We start from the raw sequence: 19271 nt of genomic DNA, 5'->3' as shown, positions 1-19271 counted from the left end.
TAGGCATAATTATTGTTAATTTTGGTTTCAAAGTTATAACTTTAATACGTATCAAAAAATTTTTAAAAATACTAAAGAGAATTGTAGCCACGCTTGTGATGCTATTCATTATTTTGGTTTTGATACTTTCATTACCATTTGTGCAATCTGGTATTGGAAACTATGTAACTAAACGTCTAAATGAAGATTTTAAAACCAACATAAATATTGAAAAAATTGGTTTACAGTTTAATGGCGATGTAGAGCTTAAAGGTGTTCATGTTAAAGATTATAAAAAGAACACACTAATACAGGCAACAGAAATAAACACTTCAATTTTAAATTTTAGAAACTTATATCAAGGCAATCTGGTTTTTGGAGATATTGATTTGTATGGGTTGGTTTTTAATATTGTTACCTACAAGGGAGAAACAGATACTAATTTAGATGTTTTTGTTGCACGTTTTGATGATGATGAGCAAAAACAAGATCCAAGTGATTTTTTATTGTCTTCAAGTGATGTTACCATATCAGATGGTACCTTTAGGCTTATTGACTACAATAAGGAAACCCCTTTAATTCTTGAGTTTACAGAATTATTTACTAATACAACCAATTTATTGATTAATGGCCCAAATGTCAGTACAAGGGTAAATACTCTTGCTTTTCAGGATAGTAGAGGGTTACAGATGAAAAATCTAGTTACAGATTTTTCATATACACGAGAACAAATATTTTTAGATAATCTTAAAATCAATACGGCCCAATCTAAATTGGAAGGTTCGGTTAAGTTTAATTACAAGCGTGAAGACTTACAATATTTTACAGATAAAGTCCAGGTAGAAGCCAACTTTACAGATGCTAATATATCGCTTAATGAGTTGAACACATTTTACGATGAATTTGGTGTTAACCAACGTGCAGAACTTTCAGCAAGTATTACAGGTACATTAAACAATATGTATGTTAATGACTTAAAACTTAGAACAAGTTCTAATAGTAAAATTTATGGCGATATAAATTTTGTAAATCTATTCAATGCTGAAGACGATAATTTTTACATGAATGGGGAGTTTCAAAACTTATCTTCCAATTATAGAGATTTAAAGGCTTTATTGCCTAACGTTTTAGGTGAGTCTATACCAAGCGCTTTTGATAAATTGGGTGAATTTACCATAGTGGGTAATTCAGAAATTACAACCACCAATATTAAAGCCAATATAGATATAAATACAGAACTAGGGTTTATTAATTCTAATCTAGAGCTGGATAAAATTAATGAGATTGATAATGCATCGTATGTTGGTAACATTGTTTTTGTTGATTTCAACTTGGGCGAGTTTATGAATAACCCTAAATGGGGATTAACATCTTTGGATTTAGATGTTGATGGGAAAGGATTTTCGGTAAAAAGTCTGGATACTAAATTGTTGGGCGATGTACATAAAATTACATATAGAGGTTACGAGTATAACGATTTAGAGTTGTCGGGTAATTTAGGAGATAATGTCTACGACGGTAAATTAGTGTCTAACGATGAAAACTTTAAGTTTAGCTTTGATGGTTTGGCAGATTTTTCTAACGAAGTTAATGAAGTAGATTTTATTGCAGATATTGAATATGCCAATTTAAAGGCTATGAAGTTTGTTAAAAACGATAGCCTGGCAACATTCAGAGGTCTTGTAACTACAAAAATGAAGGGAAAAACCATTAATGACGCTGTTGGTTTTATCAATTTTGAAAACACCTTGTACAAGAATGAATATGATGATTATTACTTTGAGGATTTTCAAGTAACATCATCATTTAGAGATGGAGTTAGACATGTTCACGTAAATTCGCCCGATATAATCACTGGTAAATTAAGTGGTGTTTTTCTTTTTGAGGATATAGAAAAATTATTCGAAAATGCATTAGGCAATATATATACCAATTACATTCCGTATAAAGTTGCAGAGAACGAGTATATAGATTTTAATTTTACTATCTACAATAAAATTGTTGAGGTATTTGTACCTGATATTCAATTGGGAAAGAATACTTATATACGTGGTAGGGTAGAGTCTGATGAAAAAGAGTTTAAGCTCACATTTAAATCACCAAAGATAAAGCTGTTCGATTATTTTGCCGATCAAATTACATTGCAATTGGATAACAATAATCCACTGTACAATACTTATGTAGAGGTAGATAGCCTTAATACTAATTTCTATAACTTATCGGAATTAAAATTAATTAATGTTACGTTAAATGATACATTGTTTATGCGTTCCGAATTCCGTGGGGGAAAGAACAACAATGATAATTTCGATTTAAGTTTATACCATACCATTAATGAAGATAATAAAAGCGTTATAGGTTTTAAACGATCTGATGCCACGTTTAAGGGGAATAAATGGGTTATTAATGAAAGACGTGATTTTAATAACAAAATAGTATTTGACAAGGGGTTAAAGAATATGAAAATTGATTCATTTAGGATGAACCATCACAATGAAGAAATTAAGCTGTCAGGTGTTTTACGGGACTCTACCTATAAAGATATTAATTTGAGTTTTAAAGATGTTGATTTGGCGAAAATCACCCCTTCAATTGATAGTTTAGATTTGGCCGGAAATGTTAACGGTAAGCTTGTAATCACGCAACGTAAAGGGCAATACTTACCCAATTCAGAAATAACCATAGACGATTTAAAAGTTAATCATCTTGCGTTGGGTTCCTTTGAGGCCAATATTATTGGTGACGAATCTCTAACAAATTATCAGGTAAATGCTAAAATAAAAGACGATGTTTCTGAATCTTTCAGTGCAGTTGGTAAAATTAATGTGGCTTCAAACACCTCCTCAATTGATGTTGATTTGAATTTTAATAAGTTTAGTATAGAACCATTAAACCCATTTTTAGCCGATGTTTTATCAAACATACGGGGTTATGTTGATGGTGTTGCAAAAGTTCAAGGTAGTTTGAGAAAGCCTGAAATAAATGGTGATTTGGCACTAAATAATGCTGGATTGACGGTTCCGTACCTAAATGTAGATTTCGATTTTGATCCACGCTCATCAGTTACTTTAGAGAACCAAAGTTTTATATTTAACAATATACAAATTACAGATACAGCATTCAATACTAAAGGCCAGTTAGACGGATCTATTAATCATGTAAATTTCTCTGATTGGAGTTTAGATTTAGATCTTTCTACAAATAGATTGTTGGTTCTCAATACTCAAGAAGAAACTGAAGATGCTCCTTATTATGGTACAGGTTTTATTGGTGGTGTCGCGTCAATTAAAGGACCTGCAGATGAATTGGTTATTAATGTAGTTGGAGAAACTAAACAAGGGACCAATTTTGTTATTCCACTAACTGATGCTGAAACTTTTGGGGATAATTCATTTATTCACTTTTTAACTCCTGAAGAGAAAAGAGCAAAATTGGCAGGAACAGAATTAGAAACCAAAAGGGTATCTGGACTTGAGCTTGATTTTGAATTGGATATTACTCGAGATGCTAATATAAAAATTGTTATAGATAAAGTTTCAGGAAGTACTATTGAAGGTAATGGTGTTGGAAACTTGTTGATAGATATAAACACAAATGGTAAATTTAATATTTATGGTGACTTTTCTGTGTTCGAAGGAATTTATAATTTTAAATATGCAGGGATAGTTGAGAAAAAATTCACAGTACAACCAGGTGGAACATTAGCATGGGAAGGTGATCCATTTAATGCACAGTTAGAGATAAAAGCTATTTATAAAACACAAGCCAATCCTTCTCCGTTATTGGACAATCCAATAAATAGAAGCATACCTGTTTTGGTAGAAACCAGCTTAAGTGGGCCTTTAGAAAAACCGGAAATCGATTTTAATTTTCAATTTCCATCTGTTAACTCTACAATTCGGTCAGAATTAGCTTATAGACTAGACTCAAAAGAAGACAGGGATAACCAGGCTTTGTATTTGTTGGCTACAGGAGCCTTTTCGAGCCAATTGAATAACATAAGTTTTACAGGTACAATTACAGAGCGTTTAAATGGTATTATTAACGGTTTATTTGCATCTAGTGACAATAAGGTAAATATTGGTCTAAATTTTGAAGCTGGTGAAAACACACCAGAATACAATACCGATGATAGGTTGGGTGTTACCCTTCAAACTAATATTAGCGATCGTATATTAATTAACGGAAAAGTTGGTGTGCCAGTTGGAGGTGTTAGTGAAACCGTAATTGCTGGAGATGTTCAAATAGACTTTCTATTAAACGAAGAGGGTACTTTAACTGCCAAAGTTTTTAATAGAGAAAATAGTATACGAAATTTTGGAGAAGAAATTGGGTATACTCAAGGTGTTGGTATTGCTTGGAATGTGGATTTCGATAGGTTTGGAGAATTAATAGATATTATTTTTAAAGGCAAAAAAAGAAAGGAGAAAGAATTGAATGAAGAAGATGAAGAGAAAGCTGATAATTCCGATAATCTATATCCAGAATATGTAGGCTTCAAAAAGAAAAAAGAAGATTAATTTTATACTTTTTTGAGCCATTACTTCCCTTTTTTTAATTTATTTATTAACGAAAACGTTTGAGTTTTTGTTTGTCTCATAAATTATCCCAAATACCTTGTTTTATATTGTTTTTCTTTAGTAGCTTTACTTTGCTAAAGTAAATTTTATGGCGAAAATTATAAAAAAAATAGGTGTTTTAACTTCTGGGGGAGATGCTCCTGGAATGAATGCAGCTATTCGTTCGGTGGTTCGAACTTGTGCATTTCATAATGTTGAATGTATAGGTGTTTATCGTGGTTATGAGGGATTGATTGAAGGTGATTTTAAAATTTTGTCTGCCCGCAGTGTAAACAATATTATTCATACTGGAGGAACCATTTTAAAATCAGCACGATCTGAAGCATTTAGAACCAAGGAAGGTAGGCAAGAAGCTTATTTGCAATTAAAAAGTGTTGGTATTGATGCCTTGGTTGTAATAGGAGGTGATGGAACTTTTACAGGAGGAATGTTTTTTAATGAAGAATTTAACTTTCCTGTAATTGGAATTCCAGGAACTATTGATAATGACATTTTTGGAACAAACTTTACTTTAGGTTATGATACGGCGTTAAATACAGTAGTTGATGCCATAGATAAAATTAGAGACACGGCGAGCTCTCATAAAAGATTGTTTTTTGTTGAAGTAATGGGACGCGATGTGGGCCATATTGCTTTGAATGCTGGAGTAGGAGCTGGTGCTGAAGAAATATTAATTCCAGAAGAAGATTTAGGTCTAGATAGATTATTGGAATCCTTACGTAGAAGTAAGCAATCAGGAAAATCATCAAGTATTGTTGTTGTAGCAGAAGGCGATAAAATTGGAAAAAATGTATTTGAATTAAAGGATTATGTTGAAGAAAACATGTCCGAGTATGAAGTGCGGGTTTCAGTTTTAGGTCATATGCAGCGTGGAGGCTCACCATCGTGTTTCGATCGTGTTTTAGCATCTAGAATGGGTGTGAAAGCTGTTGAAGCACTGTTAGATGGAAAAACCAATTATATGGTTGGTATTTTAGATAACAAAATGGAGTTAACACCTTTAGACCAAGCTGTAAAAGGAAAAACAGAAATAAATAAAGAGTTATTACGAGTGTCAGATATCATGACAACTTAAATCAATAAATTAAATTAACGAAAAATATATGTCAAGTTTAAAATTAGGAATAAACGGATTCGGTAGAATAGGAAGATTAGTTTTCAGAGAGTCTGTTAAACGATCAAATGTTGAGGTTGTTGGAATTAATGATTTGTTAGATGTAGAGCATTTGGCCTACATGTTAAAATACGATTCTGTTCATGGTCGTTTTGATGGAACAGTTGAAGTAAAAGATGGGAATCTTATTGTTAACGGAAAATATATTAGAATCACGGCTGAAAGAGATCCTAAAAACCTAAAATGGGATGAACTTAATACAGATGTAGTTGCTGATTGTACCGGTATTTTTAAGTCATTGGAAACGGCTCAATACCATATAGATGCTGGTGCAAAAAAAGTTGTTATATCTGCGCCAAGTAATGATGCTCCTATGTTTGTTATGGGTGTTAACCACACCCAAGTAAAACCTAGTGACACTATTGTGTCAAATGCTTCTTGCACTACTAATTGTTTGGCACCAGTTGCTAAAGTGATGGATGATAATTTTGGTATTGAAGAGGCTTTAATGACCACTGTTCATGCTACAACTGCCACACAATTAACTGTCGATGGGCCTTCAAGAAAAGATTATAGAGGCGGTAGAAGTGCGCTAATAAATATAATTCCAGCTTCAACAGGAGCTGCAAAAGCAGTAGGTAAGGTAATACCGCATTTAAATGGTAAGTTAACCGGAATGGCTTTTCGTGTGCCAACAGCAGATGTTTCAGTAGTAGATTTAACTGTAAGAACTAAAAAAGAGACATCATTAGAAGAAATTAAACAAGCGTTTAAAACAGCTTCAGAAACCACAATGAAAGGCGTACTTGGCTATACAGACGAGTTGGTAGTATCTCAGGATTTTGTTGGAGATACGCGTACTTCAATTTTTGATGCTGATGCTGCAATTGAATTAAACTCTAAGTTCTTTAAGGTCGTATCTTGGTATGATAATGAGTATGGTTATTCTAGTAAATTGGTAGATTTAGCGTTACACATTAATACGTTATAATGATTTAAAAATGAATATAAATCTGTAGTTTTCCATTCTATTTAAACTACGGATTTTTTTATAATAATATATGATTTTAATTGTTGACAGTGGTTCCACAAAGTGTGATTGGATTTCAGTTGATGAAAATGGAAGCCAGCTTTTAGATAAAATGCGAACAGATGGGCTTAATCCAGCTATTTTGGATGAAGATAAATTGTTTGAAATTATAACTAGTCATAAAGACCTAAACAAATATAAGGACGAAGTAAAAAAAGTTTACTTCTATGGAGCGGGTTGTGGCACAAAAAAGCCACGATTAATGCTCAAAGGTGTTTTAGAGTCCATTTTTACTAACGCAGAATGTGAAGTTCAAGAAGATACCTTTGCTGCTGTTAGGGCTACATTAAATCAACCAGATGAAGCAGCTGTGGTTTGTATACTCGGTACAGGTTCAAATTGTAGCTATTTTGATGGTAAGGACTTACACCAACGAGTGTATTCTTTGGGGTACACGTTAATGGATGATGCTTCCGGGAACTATTATGGTAAGCAATTAATTCGAGATTATTATTTTAACCACATGCCAGAAAATATTCATGTTGCATTTGCTCATAAATATAATTTAGACGCAGATTTTATTAAACTAAATCTATATAAAAAACCTAACCCAAATGCCTATTTGGCATCTTTTGCAGAATTTATGTTTTTAAATAAGGATTCAGAATATATAAGAGAACTTATTAAAAAAGGGTTACGCATATTTACTCAAAACATGATCCTTCAATTTAAACCAGAAATCAAATCTGTTCCCGTCCACTTTGCGGGATCAATTGCCTATTTTTCACGTGAAGAAATTGAAGAGGTTGCAAAAGAATTTAATTTTACCTTAGGTAACATTGTGCGTCGCCCAATTGAGGGTTTGGTAAATTATCATACAAATTCTAAGTAATGGAAATAGCTATAATTGCACATGATGGTAAAAAAGCTGAAATGGTTCAATTTTTAAATGAACATAAAAACATTCTTTTACAAAAGAAGATAGCGTTGGTTTCCACAGGAACCACTGGTAAAAAAGTAAAAAAAGCTGGTTTTGAAGTTTTGAGATTATTGTCAGGACCACTCGGAGGAGACGCTCAAATTGCAGCTAGGGTAGCAGAAGGGCAATGTAATATGGTGTTGTTTTTTAGAGATCCATTAGAGAAACACCCGCATGAACCCGATGTTTTAATGCTTATGCGTTTATGTGATGTGCATGATGTGCCTTTAGCTACAAACCCTGCTACAGCTGAATTGCTTATGAAAGCACTTTAGTTATAATTATTCTTTATAAACTTTATTTTCCTGTTCTTCAACTCGAATAAAGGTAGTTCGTTTTGTAAGTTCTTTTAAACGTCGTGCCCCAACATAAGTACAGGTACTTCTTAAACCTCCTAGAATGTCCTGTATGGTATTTTCAACAGGGCCTTTATATGGTACTTCAACAGTTTTACCTTCGCTTGCTCGATATTCGGCAACACCACCAACATATTTTTTCATCGCAGTTTCAGAACTCATTCCATAAAACTTTTTGAAGGTTTTACCATCGCGTTCAATTAATTCTCCGTCACTTTCCTCATGACCAGAAAACATACCGCCAAGCATAACAAAGTCGGCTCCAGCTCCAAATGCTTTTGCAACATCACCTGGAGTTGTGCAGCCACCATCACTAATAATCTGTCCTCCCAAACCATGAGCGGCATCTGCACACTCAATAATGGCTGACAATTGCGGATAGCCAACTCCTGTTTTTACACGAGTGGTACATACACTACCAGGTCCAATACCAACTTTAATGATATCAGCCCCGGCCAAAAGCAATTCTTCAACCATTTCACCAGTAACCACGTTTCCAGCAATAATGACTTTATCAGGATATTGCTCACGAGTTTTATTTACAAATGCCACAAAATATTCTGAATAACCATTGGCTACATCAATGCATATAAAGTTAAGCTGTGGACAAGCCAAAAAGACTTCTTTTAGTTTTTTTGCATCTTTAGGGCTTGTACCAGTACTAACCGCTATATAATTGGTTAAATCATTTGGTGTATTTTTTAAAAAATCAGTCCAATCTTTAACTGAATAATGTTTGTGTATTGTTGTAAACAGTTTTTGCCTATAAAGTGCTTGAGCCATTTTAAAAGTGCCTACTGTGTCCATATTTGCAGCCATTATGGGTATACCATTCCATTTAAGCGGACTGTGCATAAAACTAAAATCACGTTCTAAATTTACTTCAGATCGGCTTTTTAAAGTCGATCGTTTTGGACGAATCATCACATTCTTAAAACCTAATTTTATATCGTACTCTATGCGCATAGTTTATTATTTAGCCTTTTATACTCAAATATACGTTTTTCATATATTTAATTAATAATATGGATGGCCATTGAAGAGCAATTTTATTAACAGAAAAACGCATATATTTTTTCATTACATTTGTTTTTTTAACGCCTGTTATCAATATGTATAATCATAAGTTTTTAGTTTCTAAATCTTATAGTTTTTTAGTAGTATTCACCTTTTTATTTAGCTGTTTTGCGACATTGAATGCCCAAGACATAGAGCCGCGACGATGGACACCAATACCGTTGGGAGTTCACGTAATTGGAGGTGGTTATGTTCATACGTTTGGCGATTTGATTTTTGATCCTGTGCTTCAGGCTGAAGATGTTACCATAGCAATACATGCTGCAGCATTGTCTTTTGTACAGCCGTTAAAAGTTGGAAATAAGTTAGGCCGAATAGATGTTTTGTTGCCTTATGCTGACGCAAAGTGGGATGGGTTATTGCGAGGTGTTCCCACTGCCATTCGGCGAACAGGTTTTAGTGATCCAAGAGTGCGTTTTTCAATTAATTTAATTGGCCCGCAAGCATTAGATGCAAAAGGGATGCTTGATTATTATAAGGAGAATCCTAATAGCACAATGTTAGGCGCATCGGTTTCTGTTACGTTTCCTTTAGGACAATATGCTGAAGACAGATTGTTGAATTTGGGTCAGAATAGATTTGTAATTAGACCACAAATTGGATTTGTCCATAATTGGGGCTTATGGTCCTATGAACTTACGGCTTCAGTATTTTTCTATACTATAAATTCTGATTTTTTCAATAACCAAGAAAGAAAACAAGATCCCACTTTTGCAATCCAAACCCATTTGATTAAACGATTTAAAAATAGAATGTGGGCATCTATCAGTGCAGGATACGGACTAGGCGGTCAGTCAATTGTTAATAGTCAACCTAATAATGATGAGCGAGGAGATTTTTTATCGTCTCTAGCTCTGGGAGCACCTATAACAAAAAGGCAGAGTGTGAAGGTTTTTTATTTGCATTCAGAATCTGTTAAATCAATCGGCTCCGATACAAATTCTATAGGCTTTGGTTATTCAGTAATGTTTTAATTCAATTATTTTACCGCTATCATGCTGATTTCAACATTAACAAATTTTGGTAAGTTTGCCACTTCTACGGTTTCGCGTGCAGGTGCTGTTTCTTCATTAAAATAGGTTGCATAAACATCATTGATTTGCGAAAAATTATGCATATCACTTATAAAAATTGAAGTTTTTATAACATGGTCAAACGTCATGTTTGCAGCTTCTAAAACGGCTTTCATGTTTTCCATAACTTGTTTGGTTTCAGATTTAATATTATCTAAAACCAATTCGCCAGTTGTAGGATTTATGGCTATTTGTCCTGAAGTATACAAGGTGTTACCACTTAAAATCGCTTGATTGTATGGCCCTATTGGAGCTGGTGCTTTTGGCGTTTGTATAATTTTTTTCATAAACCTTATGTTTTTAATTATAACTGTTGATCGGGTTGTCTACGCTTATCGTACTTAATGTCTTTTAGGATGTTTGATTTTATTCCTATAAAGAAATACCATGATGTACGTGAACTAAAAGGCACCCAACTAAAACTCATTCGCCAACTTAATAAATCACGTTCAAATCGTAATTGGGTGTAGGTAAAACCTTTGTTTTTAAAATCGTAACCAGACGAAGCACCAACTGTCCATCTCGGTGAAAATTCAATATCACCTGAAAACATTAAAGAGTGGGACGAAATTTCATCTTCTCTGGCAATGTTGGTATAATTTACAGCATAGGCCAGTTTTAAATTCCAAGGAATTTTAGAGGTATATAATGCGCTAGGACTTGTTTGCTCTTCTTTTTCAGAATCCTCATTAAATCGAGAGTCAGAAAAATCTTGGGCACGACCAAATAAATCATCAGCACGACCACCGCTTTGTAATGTTTCTTGTCTACTGGTTTCACTGGCATTATCACTAAAAATATCACTATTAATGGTATAGTTCATTGTAATATTGGCACTGGTAAGCCTAAATAAGCTACCACCATTATCAATATTGTACATGTCTATTTTTCTATTTTCATTATCAAGTGCATAGGGGTCTAATGTCATACCAAAATTGATATTCATTTTGTTTTGCAGTATTTGTGTATTACCACTTACGCGCAGTGGACTCCATTTTAAAGAGTCAGCAGCAAAATTATAAGAAGTTGCAAAATTTAAATTGTCTAATAATTTTATGGTTTTGGCTTCTGTTTTTGTAGAATCACGATCTCTAACTTTAGCCTCAATATTATTTGATATAGCAATACCCATAGAACTTGAATAGCGGTTGTTTGGAGCGCCATAGATACTAGACTCAAATCGGGTATATTCAACTTCTTGGGTGTTTCCATCCGCATCAATAACATTAAAGGTTTCATAATAGTTATTGAAAGCTGGATTGATACTATAGCTAATTGAAGGTCTCATAATATGCCTAATACGTTGAATTTTTGGGTCTTTACCTTCTTTTCTAAAATCAAACATGCCGTATAGTGTAGTACCTAAATTAGTGCTAAAATTATAGGTTCTAAAGGCATCGAAGCCTTTTACAGGATCGGTTACCACAATATCTTCATTAACATCGTAATATTTGTTAACTGTTTCAAAAACCCAAGTTTCATCATAAGCGGCATTAGCACTTAAGCTTAAATATTTTAAAAGCTTGAAGTTTGTTGCTATTGGAATACTGTGTTTTATTCCATTTTCTGCATCATCCCACATTTCTTTTTTAAAGAACAATGAATCTGTAGTTTGAATTCGATTTTCAGCTCTTACGTTATATTGAAAATTTATATTTTGAATTACCCCTTTTTTTATACCCGATTTGGGCTCAAAAGGAAAAATACGGTTAACACTCGCCTGAATAGTAGGCAAAGTCATATTAATAACTTCGGTATTCGTGTTTTGGGAGTGCGTGGCCGCAACACTTAAGTTGACTTCAGGTTCACCAGAAAATGTTTTAGAATATGATATAGACGAAGCCAAAGTATTATTTAAAAAATTAGGCGTGTTAACCTGATTAACGGATTGTTGATAATATCTACTACTACCCAAGTTAACAGAAGCAGTAAATCTAGAACTCGGATTTGCTTTAGCGTCTTGAGTATGCGACCACCTTATATTGTAAATTGTTGATCTACTATAATCTGGAAAACCACGTTCGCTATTAATAAGATTTTCATACCTAAAACCTGCATTACCACTAAAGCGATAACGTTTGGCATATGAACTTTCAAAGCGGAGGCCATAACTACCATTGGTATAGTAATCTCCTAATACGGCAAGATCAAAATAATCACTTAGAGCAAAATAATACCCACCGTTTTGAATAAAATAACCGCGATTATTGTCCTCTCCAAATGTTGGTATAATAACACCAGAAGTTTGTTTGTCTGTTAATGGAAAAAAACCAAAAGGCAAACCAATAATGGTTGGGACATCCTGTATAACCATATTGGTTGGTCCAACAACAATTTTCTCACCAGGTACAACCTTTATTTTATTGGCTTTAAAGTAATACTCAGGATCCTCAATATCTTTTGATGTGGTAAAGCGACCTTTGTATAAGAAAACAGTGGAATCGTTAATTTTTTTGGTAACAGGTGCAAAAATTTGCATGCCTGCCTGTTCTGTTTTGGAATTAAAAACTAGAGCTTTTTGGTTGTCGTAATTAAATTTAATAGAATCCGGTTCAACTACATTGTTTGCTTGTTTAAAAATAGGAGCTTGGGTGTATACACCAGAAGTATCCACTATTCCAGTGGCAAAAACTGTTTGTGTATTGTAATCTATTATGATTACCCCAGCTTTAATCTCCATGTCTTCATAATACACTTCTGCTTCATTATATAAATACAATTTTTGCTCTTTATTATTGAAGGATGTGTAATCTGTAGCTTTGTAAGTAACTGGGCCTGTTAAGGTTTCTTTAATAGGCTTAACTGAATCGGTTAAAATAGAGTCCTGACCTTTTTCTGAAATTTCAGGTTTTATGAGGTCGTTTGTATTTAAGTTTAAGGTGTCATTTTGCTTTTCAGGCTTAACAGTTCCACCTTGTTTGGGAATATCTTGAGCGAAGCCAAAAGTGTTGATAAACACTGTAAAACTTAAGAAAAAAAGTATGTTCAAGTTGTTTGTACGCAACGCTTTTAAATGTATTTTTGTAAAAGTATGGCTCGGTTTTTGAATTGCCAAAATTACATATATTTTTTGTGATTAATTTAATAAAGGCAAAAATTTGAAATTTAAAATAAACCCTCGAAAAAGTTGTTATACATTTATATGAAAACGAACCAAATATTACTTTTCTTTTGTTTTGCGATACTTTTAACAGTAGTGTCTAATAATAGTCTTTTTGCTCAAGGCAAATCAGATAAATTTGTTGTTGTTTTGGATGCTGGCCATGGTGGACACGACCCAGGAAATTTAGGAAATGGGTTTAAAGAAAAAGATATCGCCTTAAATATTGTTTTAAAAGTTGGGAAAGAACTCGAAAAACACCCTAATATAAAAGTGGTTTACACAAGAAAGAAGGATGTTTTTATAGATTTATTTGTAAGAGGGAAGATTGCTAACAATGCTGAAGCTGATTTGTTTGTATCTGTTCATTGTAATTCTTTTAGTAACAGTGCTCACGGTACTGAAACTTTTGTGCTTGGATTGCATGCGAACGAACGAAATTTTAAAGTCGCAAAAGCTGAAAATGAAGTTATCTATTTGGAGGAAAATTATGAGAAGAATTACGCGGGATTTAACCCTAGTTCGCCTGAGTCATATATTGGTTTAACTTTGATGCAAGAAGAGTATTTGGATCAGAGCATTCAACTAGCAGATTTAATTGAAAAAAACTTCAAAGGAAGGCTTAAAAGAAAAAGTAGAGGTGTAAAACAAGCAGGTTTTATAGTTCTTCATCAAACAGCTATGCCCAGTGTTTTAGTAGAAACTGGATTTTTGACCTACAAACCTGAAGGTGTTTATTTAAACTCAAATAAAGGGCAAACTGATATGGCCAATGCTATTAAAGATGCTATTCTTTCTTACAAGCATAATTTAGACTTAAATGTTGGATTAGTCTCTAGCCCATCTTTAGAAGACATAAATAATGAAGTCGATAAATCTGAAATTTATGATGGTGTAGTCTTTAAGGTTCAAATAGCAGCAAGTTCCAGAAAATTAGAACCTAAACCTTATAACTTTAAAGGACTAGATGATATGTCTAGAGAGCAGTTTGACAACCTTTATAAGTACTATTACGGAAATACATCAGATTACACCAAAATTAAACAAATGCAGGAGCAAGCCAAATCTAAAGGTTATAACAGTTGTTTTATTGTGGCTTATAAGGATGGTAGGCAAATAAGTATGGATGAAGCACTGAAATCTACCGTTAATTAAAGTTATTCTTAATAAATTTATTTCTAATTTTGTTTAGTAACCAAAAAAAAGGCTTTTGAAAATATCTAACGAAGTAAAAACTGCAATTTTAGTCATTTTAGGAATTGTCTTTCTAATTTATGGTATCAATTATTTAAAGGGCATCGATTTATTAGACTCAAATAGTACTTTTTATACTGAATTTGACTATAATGCACTAACTGAAGCATCTCCAGTTACAATAAAGGGTAATACTGTTGGAAAAATAAAAGAGATTAAATACGATTTTAATACTGGAAAAACACGTGTGTCTTTTACGGTAGATAATAAGCTTAAATTCTCAAAAAACAGTAAGATAAGATTGTACGAAACCAGTTTAATGGGAGGTAATGGTTTGGCTATTATTCCAGCCAACGATAACGAGCTAGCAAAAAGTGGTGATGTTTTGGAGTCTGAAGTTGAAACGGGATTGGTAAATAGTTTAACGAATAACTTTTCGGGTTTAAGTACAGGTTTAGACACAACACTAAAATCAGCCGATTCATTGTTGCTCAACTTGAATAGTTTGGTTGAAGACGAATCGGAAAATGGACTTAAACAAGCCATAGCAGAACTCAATAAAACATTAATCTCATTTAGGTCGATGTCTAATTCTGTAAATAATTTAGTGGCTAAAAATCAAGAGGGACTAACGGCGGTTATCAATAATTTTGATTCTATTAGCGCAGATTTAGCGAGCCTTTCTAAAGATTTAAAAGAGGTAGAAATTTCTAAAACTATTAACGATTTAGATCAAGCGTTATTGAGTTTTAATGGCTTACTTGAAGATTTAGAAAATGGAGAAGGAAGTTTGGGTCTGCTTTTAAAGGACGAAAAATTATATAATAATTTAGAAGTAGCAAGCCATCAATTAAAAGAACTGCTTCAGGATTTCAAATTAAATCCAAGCCGTTATGTAAAAGTCTCTGTCTTTGGTGGGAAAAATAAAGATGACTACCAGAAACCTGAAGACGAACGTCAATAAAACCAACCAATCATGAATTTCATTCCAAATATTGTTTTTGCTATAGCCTTAATTATAGGTATAGGATATTTTGCCAGAAATGTAAAGAAGCTTATCAGAAATATTAAGTTGGGGAGAGGCAAAGACGTTAGTGACAATAAATCCCAACGTTGGAAAAACATGACCATGATAGCTTTAGGGCAAAGCAAAATGGTAAAAAGACCCATTGCCGGAATTTTACATGTTGTAGTTTATGTTGGTTTTGTAATTATTAATATAGAAGTTTTAGAAATAATAATAGATGGCCTCTTTGGTACACATCGTATATTTTCATCAATAGGGCCTTTATATGGAGTTTTAATTGGTTCATTTGAAATACTTGCAGCATTGGTTTTTGTTTCGGTTATAATTTTCTGGTTAAGAAGAAATGTAATCAAACTCAAACGGTTTTGGAACGCCGAAATGACAAGCTGGCCAAAAAATGATGCCAACTATATTTTGTACTTCGAAATGGTTTTAATGACCTTGTTTTTGGTAATGAATGCTACTGATGTTTCGTTTCAAGCCATGGATTCGGGAAATGTAATTAGTCAGTATTTAGTACCATTATTTAATGGCTTGTCAGATTCCACTTTGCATTTTATTGAAAGAAGCGCTTGGTGGTTGCATATATTGGGTATACTAGTGTTTTTAAACTATTTGTATTTTTCAAAGCACTTACATATTCTATTGGCATTTCCAAATACATATTATGGTCGTGTCAATCACAAAGGAGAATTTGATAATCTAGAAGCAGTAACAAACGAAGTTAAAATGATGATGGATCCTAACGTAGATCCATTTGCCGCACCAGCAGAAGGTACAGAAAGCGTCATGCCAGAAAAGTTTGGAGCTAGTGATGTTAAAGATTTAAACTGGGTTCAATTGTTAAATGCCTATACCTGTACAGAATGTGGGCGTTGTACTAGCGAATGTCCTGCAAACCAAACTGGAAAAAAATTGTCGCCTCGAAAAATCATGATGGATACTCGTGATAGATTGGAAGAAGTAGGCAAAAACATTGATGCTAATAAAGGTGAGTTCAAGGAAGATGGTAAACAGCTTTTGGATGATTACATTACACGTGAGGAATTATGGGCTTGTACATCATGTAACGCCTGTGTTGAGGCGTGTCCGGTTAGTATAGATCCATTATCTATAATTTTAGACATGCGTCGTTATTTAGTCATGGAGCAGTCTGCAGCACCTGTAGAATTGAATAATATGATGACAAACATTGAAAACAATGGAGCGCCATGGCCATACAATCAAATGGATAGATTGAATTGGAAAAATGAGTAAATTAGGAATTACATATCTGTTTTTTATGATTTTAGGTTTTGGGCTCAATACTATTGAAGCACAAACTTATAATACGGGTTACAGTAAAGATTCTTTACAAATAAAAGTGTACACCGAAATAGATTATGTAAACCGAGAGGCCAAAGATATAAGATTGCTTAAAGTGTTTTGCGATTACTGTACAGATGCGCAAATAAGCAAAATTGGGTATGGCGCTTTAAGGCGTGCACATACCGAACGTTACTACCCTGAAAATGTACTGGAAAACGGGACGAAAAAATTGGCAATTATAATCCGTATTTCTAAAGACGATTTCAAAGAAATAGAAAACGATTCAATATAAATTATTTAACACGAGGTATTATGAAAAGAGAAGACGCAGATAAATTATTACATGAAAAAGTAGAGGCAGGAGAAAAAGTTAGTCCAATTTTACCTGAAGGTGTTAAAAACTATTTAATAGATATTGATGGCACAATAACAGATGATGTTCCTAACGAAGAGCCAGAGCGTATGGCAACTTGCGAACCATACCCAGATGCATTGGCTACATGTAATAAATGGTATGATGAAGGGCATTTAATATGCTATTTCACATCTAGAACGGAGGAGCATAGAGAAGTAACCGAAAAGTGGTTAAATAAGCATGGTTTTAAATTCCACAGCTTATTAATGGGGAAGCCACGTGGCGGAAATTATCATTGGATTGATAACCACCTGGTTAAGGCTACCCGATACAAAGGAAAATTTACAGATTTAGTTGATAAAAACGTAACCATCCAAGTATTTGATGATGGTCAAGATGATTAGAAAGTTATGAGCGAAGTATTAAAAGTGCCAACAATGGCAGAATATATGGCTGAAGGCAAACAACCTGAAGTTTTATTCTGGGTTGGTTGTGCGGGAAGTTTTGATGATAGAGCAAAAAAAATAACCAAAGCTTTTGTAAAGTTATTAAATAAAGCCAATGTTGATTTTGCAGTCCTGGGAACTGAAGAAAGTTGTACAGGTGATCCTGCAAAGCGTGCTGGTAATGAGTTTTTATTTCAAATGCAGGCTGTAACTAATATTGAGGTTCTTAATGCTTACGAAATAAAGAAGATAGTTACTACCTGTCCGCATTGTTTTAATACTTTAAAAAATGAATACCCTGGACTTGGTGGTCAATATGAAGTCATGCACCATACGCAATTCCTAAAATCATTGCTATCTGATGGTAGATTAACTATTGAAGGCGGTGAGTTTAAAGGTAAGAGAATTACGTTTCATGATCCGTGTTATTTAGGTCGTGCGAATAATGTGTACGAAGCACCACGAGATTTAATTCGAAAGTTGGATGCCGAATTGGTAGAAATGAAAAGTTGTAAAAGTCGTGGTTTATGTTGTGGAGCAGGAGGGGCCCAAATGTTTAAAGAGCCTGAAAAAGGTGATAAGGACATTAACGTTGAGCGCACAGAACAGGCTTTAGAGACACAACCTGAAATAATAGCTGCTGGATGCCCATTTTGCAATACTATGATGACAGATGGTGTAAAAGCCAAAGAAAAAGAAGCTAGTGTTCAGGTTATGGATATTGCCGAACTAATAGCAAACGCTGAAGATTTATAAATGACAAAAGAGAAGTTATCATTGAAGACACGTATTAAGCAAGGGGCAATACAAGGTTTGTTTTTTGCCATTGCTATGGAAGCTTGGTATTACTTTGATGACGACTCATTTTCAATATGGCGCTTTTTATTTCATGGTACTTTTTTTGGTTTTTTTATGACTTTAACATTTAGGTATAAAGTAAAAAAAGAAAAAAAGTGAATTATAAGCGAGAGAAAATACCTCTAAAAGCTAGAATTATTGTCGGAATTATTCAAGCCATTGCCTTAACTGTTGGTATAGGCCTTTGGGATTACTTTAAAGGAGACGAATTACAATATGGAAGGTATGTTTTTCAAGGAGTTGGGTTTCCTCTTTTAATGTCTTGGATGTTTAGATATAAAGTTGTTAAAGAAAAGAAATAATGCTAGTAGATTTTAAAAATTTACCCGAAGAGTCACGCGTTTGGATATATCAAGCCAACCGTACATTTACAGATGATGAAATTTCGGAAATTGAAGATAAGTTAAATATATTCATTGATAATTGGACAGCACATGGTAGCGATTTACAATCAGGATATACTATTAAATATAAGCGTTTTATAGTTATTGGATTAAACCAAAACTTAAATAAGGCTACAGGCTGTTCTATTGATGCGTCTGTGCATTTTATTCAGCAATTGGAGAACGATTACAATGTTGATTTAATGGACAAAATGAACGTATCCTACAAGCAAGGGGAATATGTAGCTTACAAGTCATTGTCCGACTTCAGGCAAATGGCAAAAGACCGTGCCGTTTCTAAAAATACTATAGTCTTCAATAATTTAGTGGCTAACAAAGCAGAGTTTGAAGAACATTGGGAAGTACCTGCGAGTGAAAGCTGGCATTCGCGATTCATAAAGTAAATTGTTAA

The 19271-nt window shown here is 33.6% G+C and carries 18 protein-coding genes; 15 read left to right on the top strand and 3 right to left on the bottom strand.

All coding sequences use genetic code 11. From position 1 onward, the window contains the following. Positions 1-98: 98 nt before the first annotated feature. The 5 genes from K7G76_RS12405 (at position 99) to K7G76_RS12385 (ending at position 7957) form a co-directional block, all read left to right on the top strand. Positions 99-4499 carry a translocation/assembly module TamB domain-containing protein gene (locus K7G76_RS12405; protein WP_223034545.1) on the top strand — a complete coding sequence of 1467 codons (4401 nt, stop codon included), beginning with the start codon at positions 99-101 and terminating at the stop codon, positions 4497-4499. Positions 4500-4647: 148 nt separating this feature from the next. Further along, the gene (gene pfkA / locus K7G76_RS12400; RefSeq protein WP_223034544.1) at positions 4648-5634 is read left to right on the top strand and encodes a 6-phosphofructokinase; all 987 of its coding nucleotides are present in this window, start codon (positions 4648-4650) and stop codon (positions 5632-5634) included. 28 nt (positions 5635-5662) lie between these two features. Continuing rightward, a complete protein-coding gene (gene gap / locus K7G76_RS12395; protein ID WP_223034543.1) occupies positions 5663-6664 on the top strand; it encodes a type I glyceraldehyde-3-phosphate dehydrogenase in 1002 nt (333 codons plus the stop codon). Positions 6665-6734: 70 nt separating this feature from the next. Then, positions 6735-7595, top strand: a complete 861-nt coding sequence (locus K7G76_RS12390) for an N-acetylglucosamine kinase (RefSeq protein ID WP_223034542.1) — start codon at positions 6735-6737, stop codon at positions 7593-7595. Beyond that, positions 7595-7957 carry a methylglyoxal synthase gene (locus K7G76_RS12385; RefSeq protein ID WP_223034541.1) on the top strand — a complete coding sequence of 121 codons (363 nt, stop codon included), beginning with the start codon at positions 7595-7597 and terminating at the stop codon, positions 7955-7957. The genes K7G76_RS12390 and K7G76_RS12385 overlap by 1 nt, the downstream gene beginning before the upstream one ends. Positions 7958-7963: 6 nt before the next feature. Here the strand turns inward: K7G76_RS12385 and K7G76_RS12380 are convergent, their stop codons facing one another. Then, positions 7964-9004, bottom strand: coding sequence for a GMP reductase (locus K7G76_RS12380; protein ID WP_223034540.1), 1041 nt, complete (start codon positions 9002-9004; stop codon positions 7964-7966). 146 nt (positions 9005-9150) lie between these two features. Between K7G76_RS12380 and K7G76_RS12375 the strand changes: the two genes are divergently transcribed. Continuing rightward, entirely contained in the window at positions 9151-10089 is a 939-nt protein-coding gene (locus K7G76_RS12375; protein WP_255573015.1) for a transporter, read from the top strand. A 5-nt stretch (positions 10090-10094) separates the two neighbouring features. On the opposite strand, the gene K7G76_RS12370 is transcribed toward K7G76_RS12375, so the two are convergent. Both K7G76_RS12370 and K7G76_RS12365 read right to left on the bottom strand, forming a co-directional pair. Further along, positions 10095-10475, bottom strand: a complete 381-nt coding sequence (locus K7G76_RS12370) for a RidA family protein (protein ID WP_223034539.1) — start codon at positions 10473-10475, stop codon at positions 10095-10097. A 17-nt stretch (positions 10476-10492) separates the two neighbouring features. Next, on the bottom strand, positions 10493-13243 hold the full coding sequence (locus K7G76_RS12365) for a putative LPS assembly protein LptD (RefSeq protein ID WP_223034538.1): 2751 nt from the start codon (positions 13241-13243) through the stop codon (positions 10493-10495). A gap of 87 nt (positions 13244-13330) precedes the next feature. On the opposite strand from K7G76_RS12365, the gene K7G76_RS12360 reads away from it, so the two are divergent. Genes K7G76_RS12360 through K7G76_RS12320 form a run of 9 tightly spaced genes read left to right on the top strand, consistent with a single transcriptional unit; the run spans position 13331 to position 19263 of the window. Beyond that, complete coding sequence (locus tag K7G76_RS12360) at positions 13331-14443, top strand: N-acetylmuramoyl-L-alanine amidase family protein (protein ID WP_223034537.1); 1113 nt, start codon at positions 13331-13333, stop codon at positions 14441-14443. Between the two features lie 55 nt (positions 14444-14498). After that, on the top strand, positions 14499-15446 hold the full coding sequence (locus tag K7G76_RS12355) for an MlaD family protein (protein ID WP_223034536.1): 948 nt from the start codon (positions 14499-14501) through the stop codon (positions 15444-15446). Between the two features lie 12 nt (positions 15447-15458). Beyond that, positions 15459-16766, top strand: coding sequence for a 4Fe-4S dicluster domain-containing protein (locus K7G76_RS12350; protein ID WP_223034535.1), 1308 nt, complete (start codon positions 15459-15461; stop codon positions 16764-16766). Then, positions 16759-17109: a hypothetical protein gene (locus K7G76_RS12345; protein ID WP_255573014.1), complete on the top strand. Its 351-nt coding sequence runs from the start codon at positions 16759-16761 to the stop codon at positions 17107-17109. Before K7G76_RS12350 ends, K7G76_RS12345 begins: the two co-directional genes overlap by 8 nt. A gap of 20 nt (positions 17110-17129) precedes the next feature. Beyond that, positions 17130-17576, top strand: coding sequence for an LNS2 domain-containing protein (locus K7G76_RS12340; RefSeq protein ID WP_223034534.1), 447 nt, complete (start codon positions 17130-17132; stop codon positions 17574-17576). 6 nt (positions 17577-17582) lie between these two features. After that, positions 17583-18374 carry a (Fe-S)-binding protein gene (locus K7G76_RS12335; protein WP_223034533.1) on the top strand — a complete coding sequence of 264 codons (792 nt, stop codon included), beginning with the start codon at positions 17583-17585 and terminating at the stop codon, positions 18372-18374. Continuing rightward, positions 18375-18575, top strand: a complete 201-nt coding sequence (locus K7G76_RS12330) for a hypothetical protein (protein WP_223034532.1) — start codon at positions 18375-18377, stop codon at positions 18573-18575. Further along, positions 18572-18778 carry a hypothetical protein gene (locus K7G76_RS12325; protein WP_223034531.1) on the top strand — a complete coding sequence of 69 codons (207 nt, stop codon included), beginning with the start codon at positions 18572-18574 and terminating at the stop codon, positions 18776-18778. The genes K7G76_RS12330 and K7G76_RS12325 overlap by 4 nt, the downstream gene beginning before the upstream one ends. Next, complete coding sequence (locus tag K7G76_RS12320; RefSeq protein ID WP_223034530.1) at positions 18778-19263, top strand: ABC transporter ATPase; 486 nt, start codon at positions 18778-18780, stop codon at positions 19261-19263. Before K7G76_RS12325 ends, K7G76_RS12320 begins: the two co-directional genes overlap by 1 nt. The last annotated feature ends 8 nt before the right edge of the window (positions 19264-19271 follow it).

Origin of the sequence: Hanstruepera marina, assembly GCF_019880635.1 — a bacterium.
Classification (GTDB): domain Bacteria; phylum Bacteroidota; class Bacteroidia; order Flavobacteriales; family Flavobacteriaceae; genus Hanstruepera; species Hanstruepera marina.
The sequence above is the reverse complement of the archived record's forward strand: the minus strand, read 5'-3'. Positions and strand labels throughout refer to the sequence as shown.

Coding starts and splice junctions, on each gene's coding strand:
- K7G76_RS12385 (WP_223034541.1), top strand. CDS start 7,595: ATGGAAATAGCTATAATTGCACATGATGGTAAAAAAGCTGAAATGGTT.
- K7G76_RS12330 (WP_223034532.1), top strand. CDS start 18,375: ATGACAAAAGAGAAGTTATCATTGAAGACACGTATTAAGCAAGGGGCA.
- K7G76_RS12340 (WP_223034534.1), top strand. CDS start 17,130: ATGAAAAGAGAAGACGCAGATAAATTATTACATGAAAAAGTAGAGGCA.
- K7G76_RS12350 (WP_223034535.1), top strand. CDS start 15,459: ATGAATTTCATTCCAAATATTGTTTTTGCTATAGCCTTAATTATAGGT.
- K7G76_RS12380 (WP_223034540.1), bottom strand. CDS start 9,004: ATGCGCATAGAGTACGATATAAAATTAGGTTTTAAGAATGTGATGATT.
- K7G76_RS12375 (WP_255573015.1), top strand. CDS start 9,151: ATGTATAATCATAAGTTTTTAGTTTCTAAATCTTATAGTTTTTTAGTA.
- K7G76_RS12335 (WP_223034533.1), top strand. CDS start 17,583: ATGAGCGAAGTATTAAAAGTGCCAACAATGGCAGAATATATGGCTGAA.
- pfkA (WP_223034544.1), top strand. CDS start 4,648: ATGGCGAAAATTATAAAAAAAATAGGTGTTTTAACTTCTGGGGGAGAT.
- K7G76_RS12360 (WP_223034537.1), top strand. CDS start 13,331: ATGAAAACGAACCAAATATTACTTTTCTTTTGTTTTGCGATACTTTTA.
- K7G76_RS12345 (WP_255573014.1), top strand. CDS start 16,759: ATGAGTAAATTAGGAATTACATATCTGTTTTTTATGATTTTAGGTTTT.
- gap (WP_223034543.1), top strand. CDS start 5,663: ATGTCAAGTTTAAAATTAGGAATAAACGGATTCGGTAGAATAGGAAGA.
- K7G76_RS12370 (WP_223034539.1), bottom strand. CDS start 10,475: ATGAAAAAAATTATACAAACGCCAAAAGCACCAGCTCCAATAGGGCCA.
- K7G76_RS12405 (WP_223034545.1), top strand. CDS start 99: ATGCTATTCATTATTTTGGTTTTGATACTTTCATTACCATTTGTGCAA.
- K7G76_RS12320 (WP_223034530.1), top strand. CDS start 18,778: ATGCTAGTAGATTTTAAAAATTTACCCGAAGAGTCACGCGTTTGGATA.
- K7G76_RS12390 (WP_223034542.1), top strand. CDS start 6,735: ATGATTTTAATTGTTGACAGTGGTTCCACAAAGTGTGATTGGATTTCA.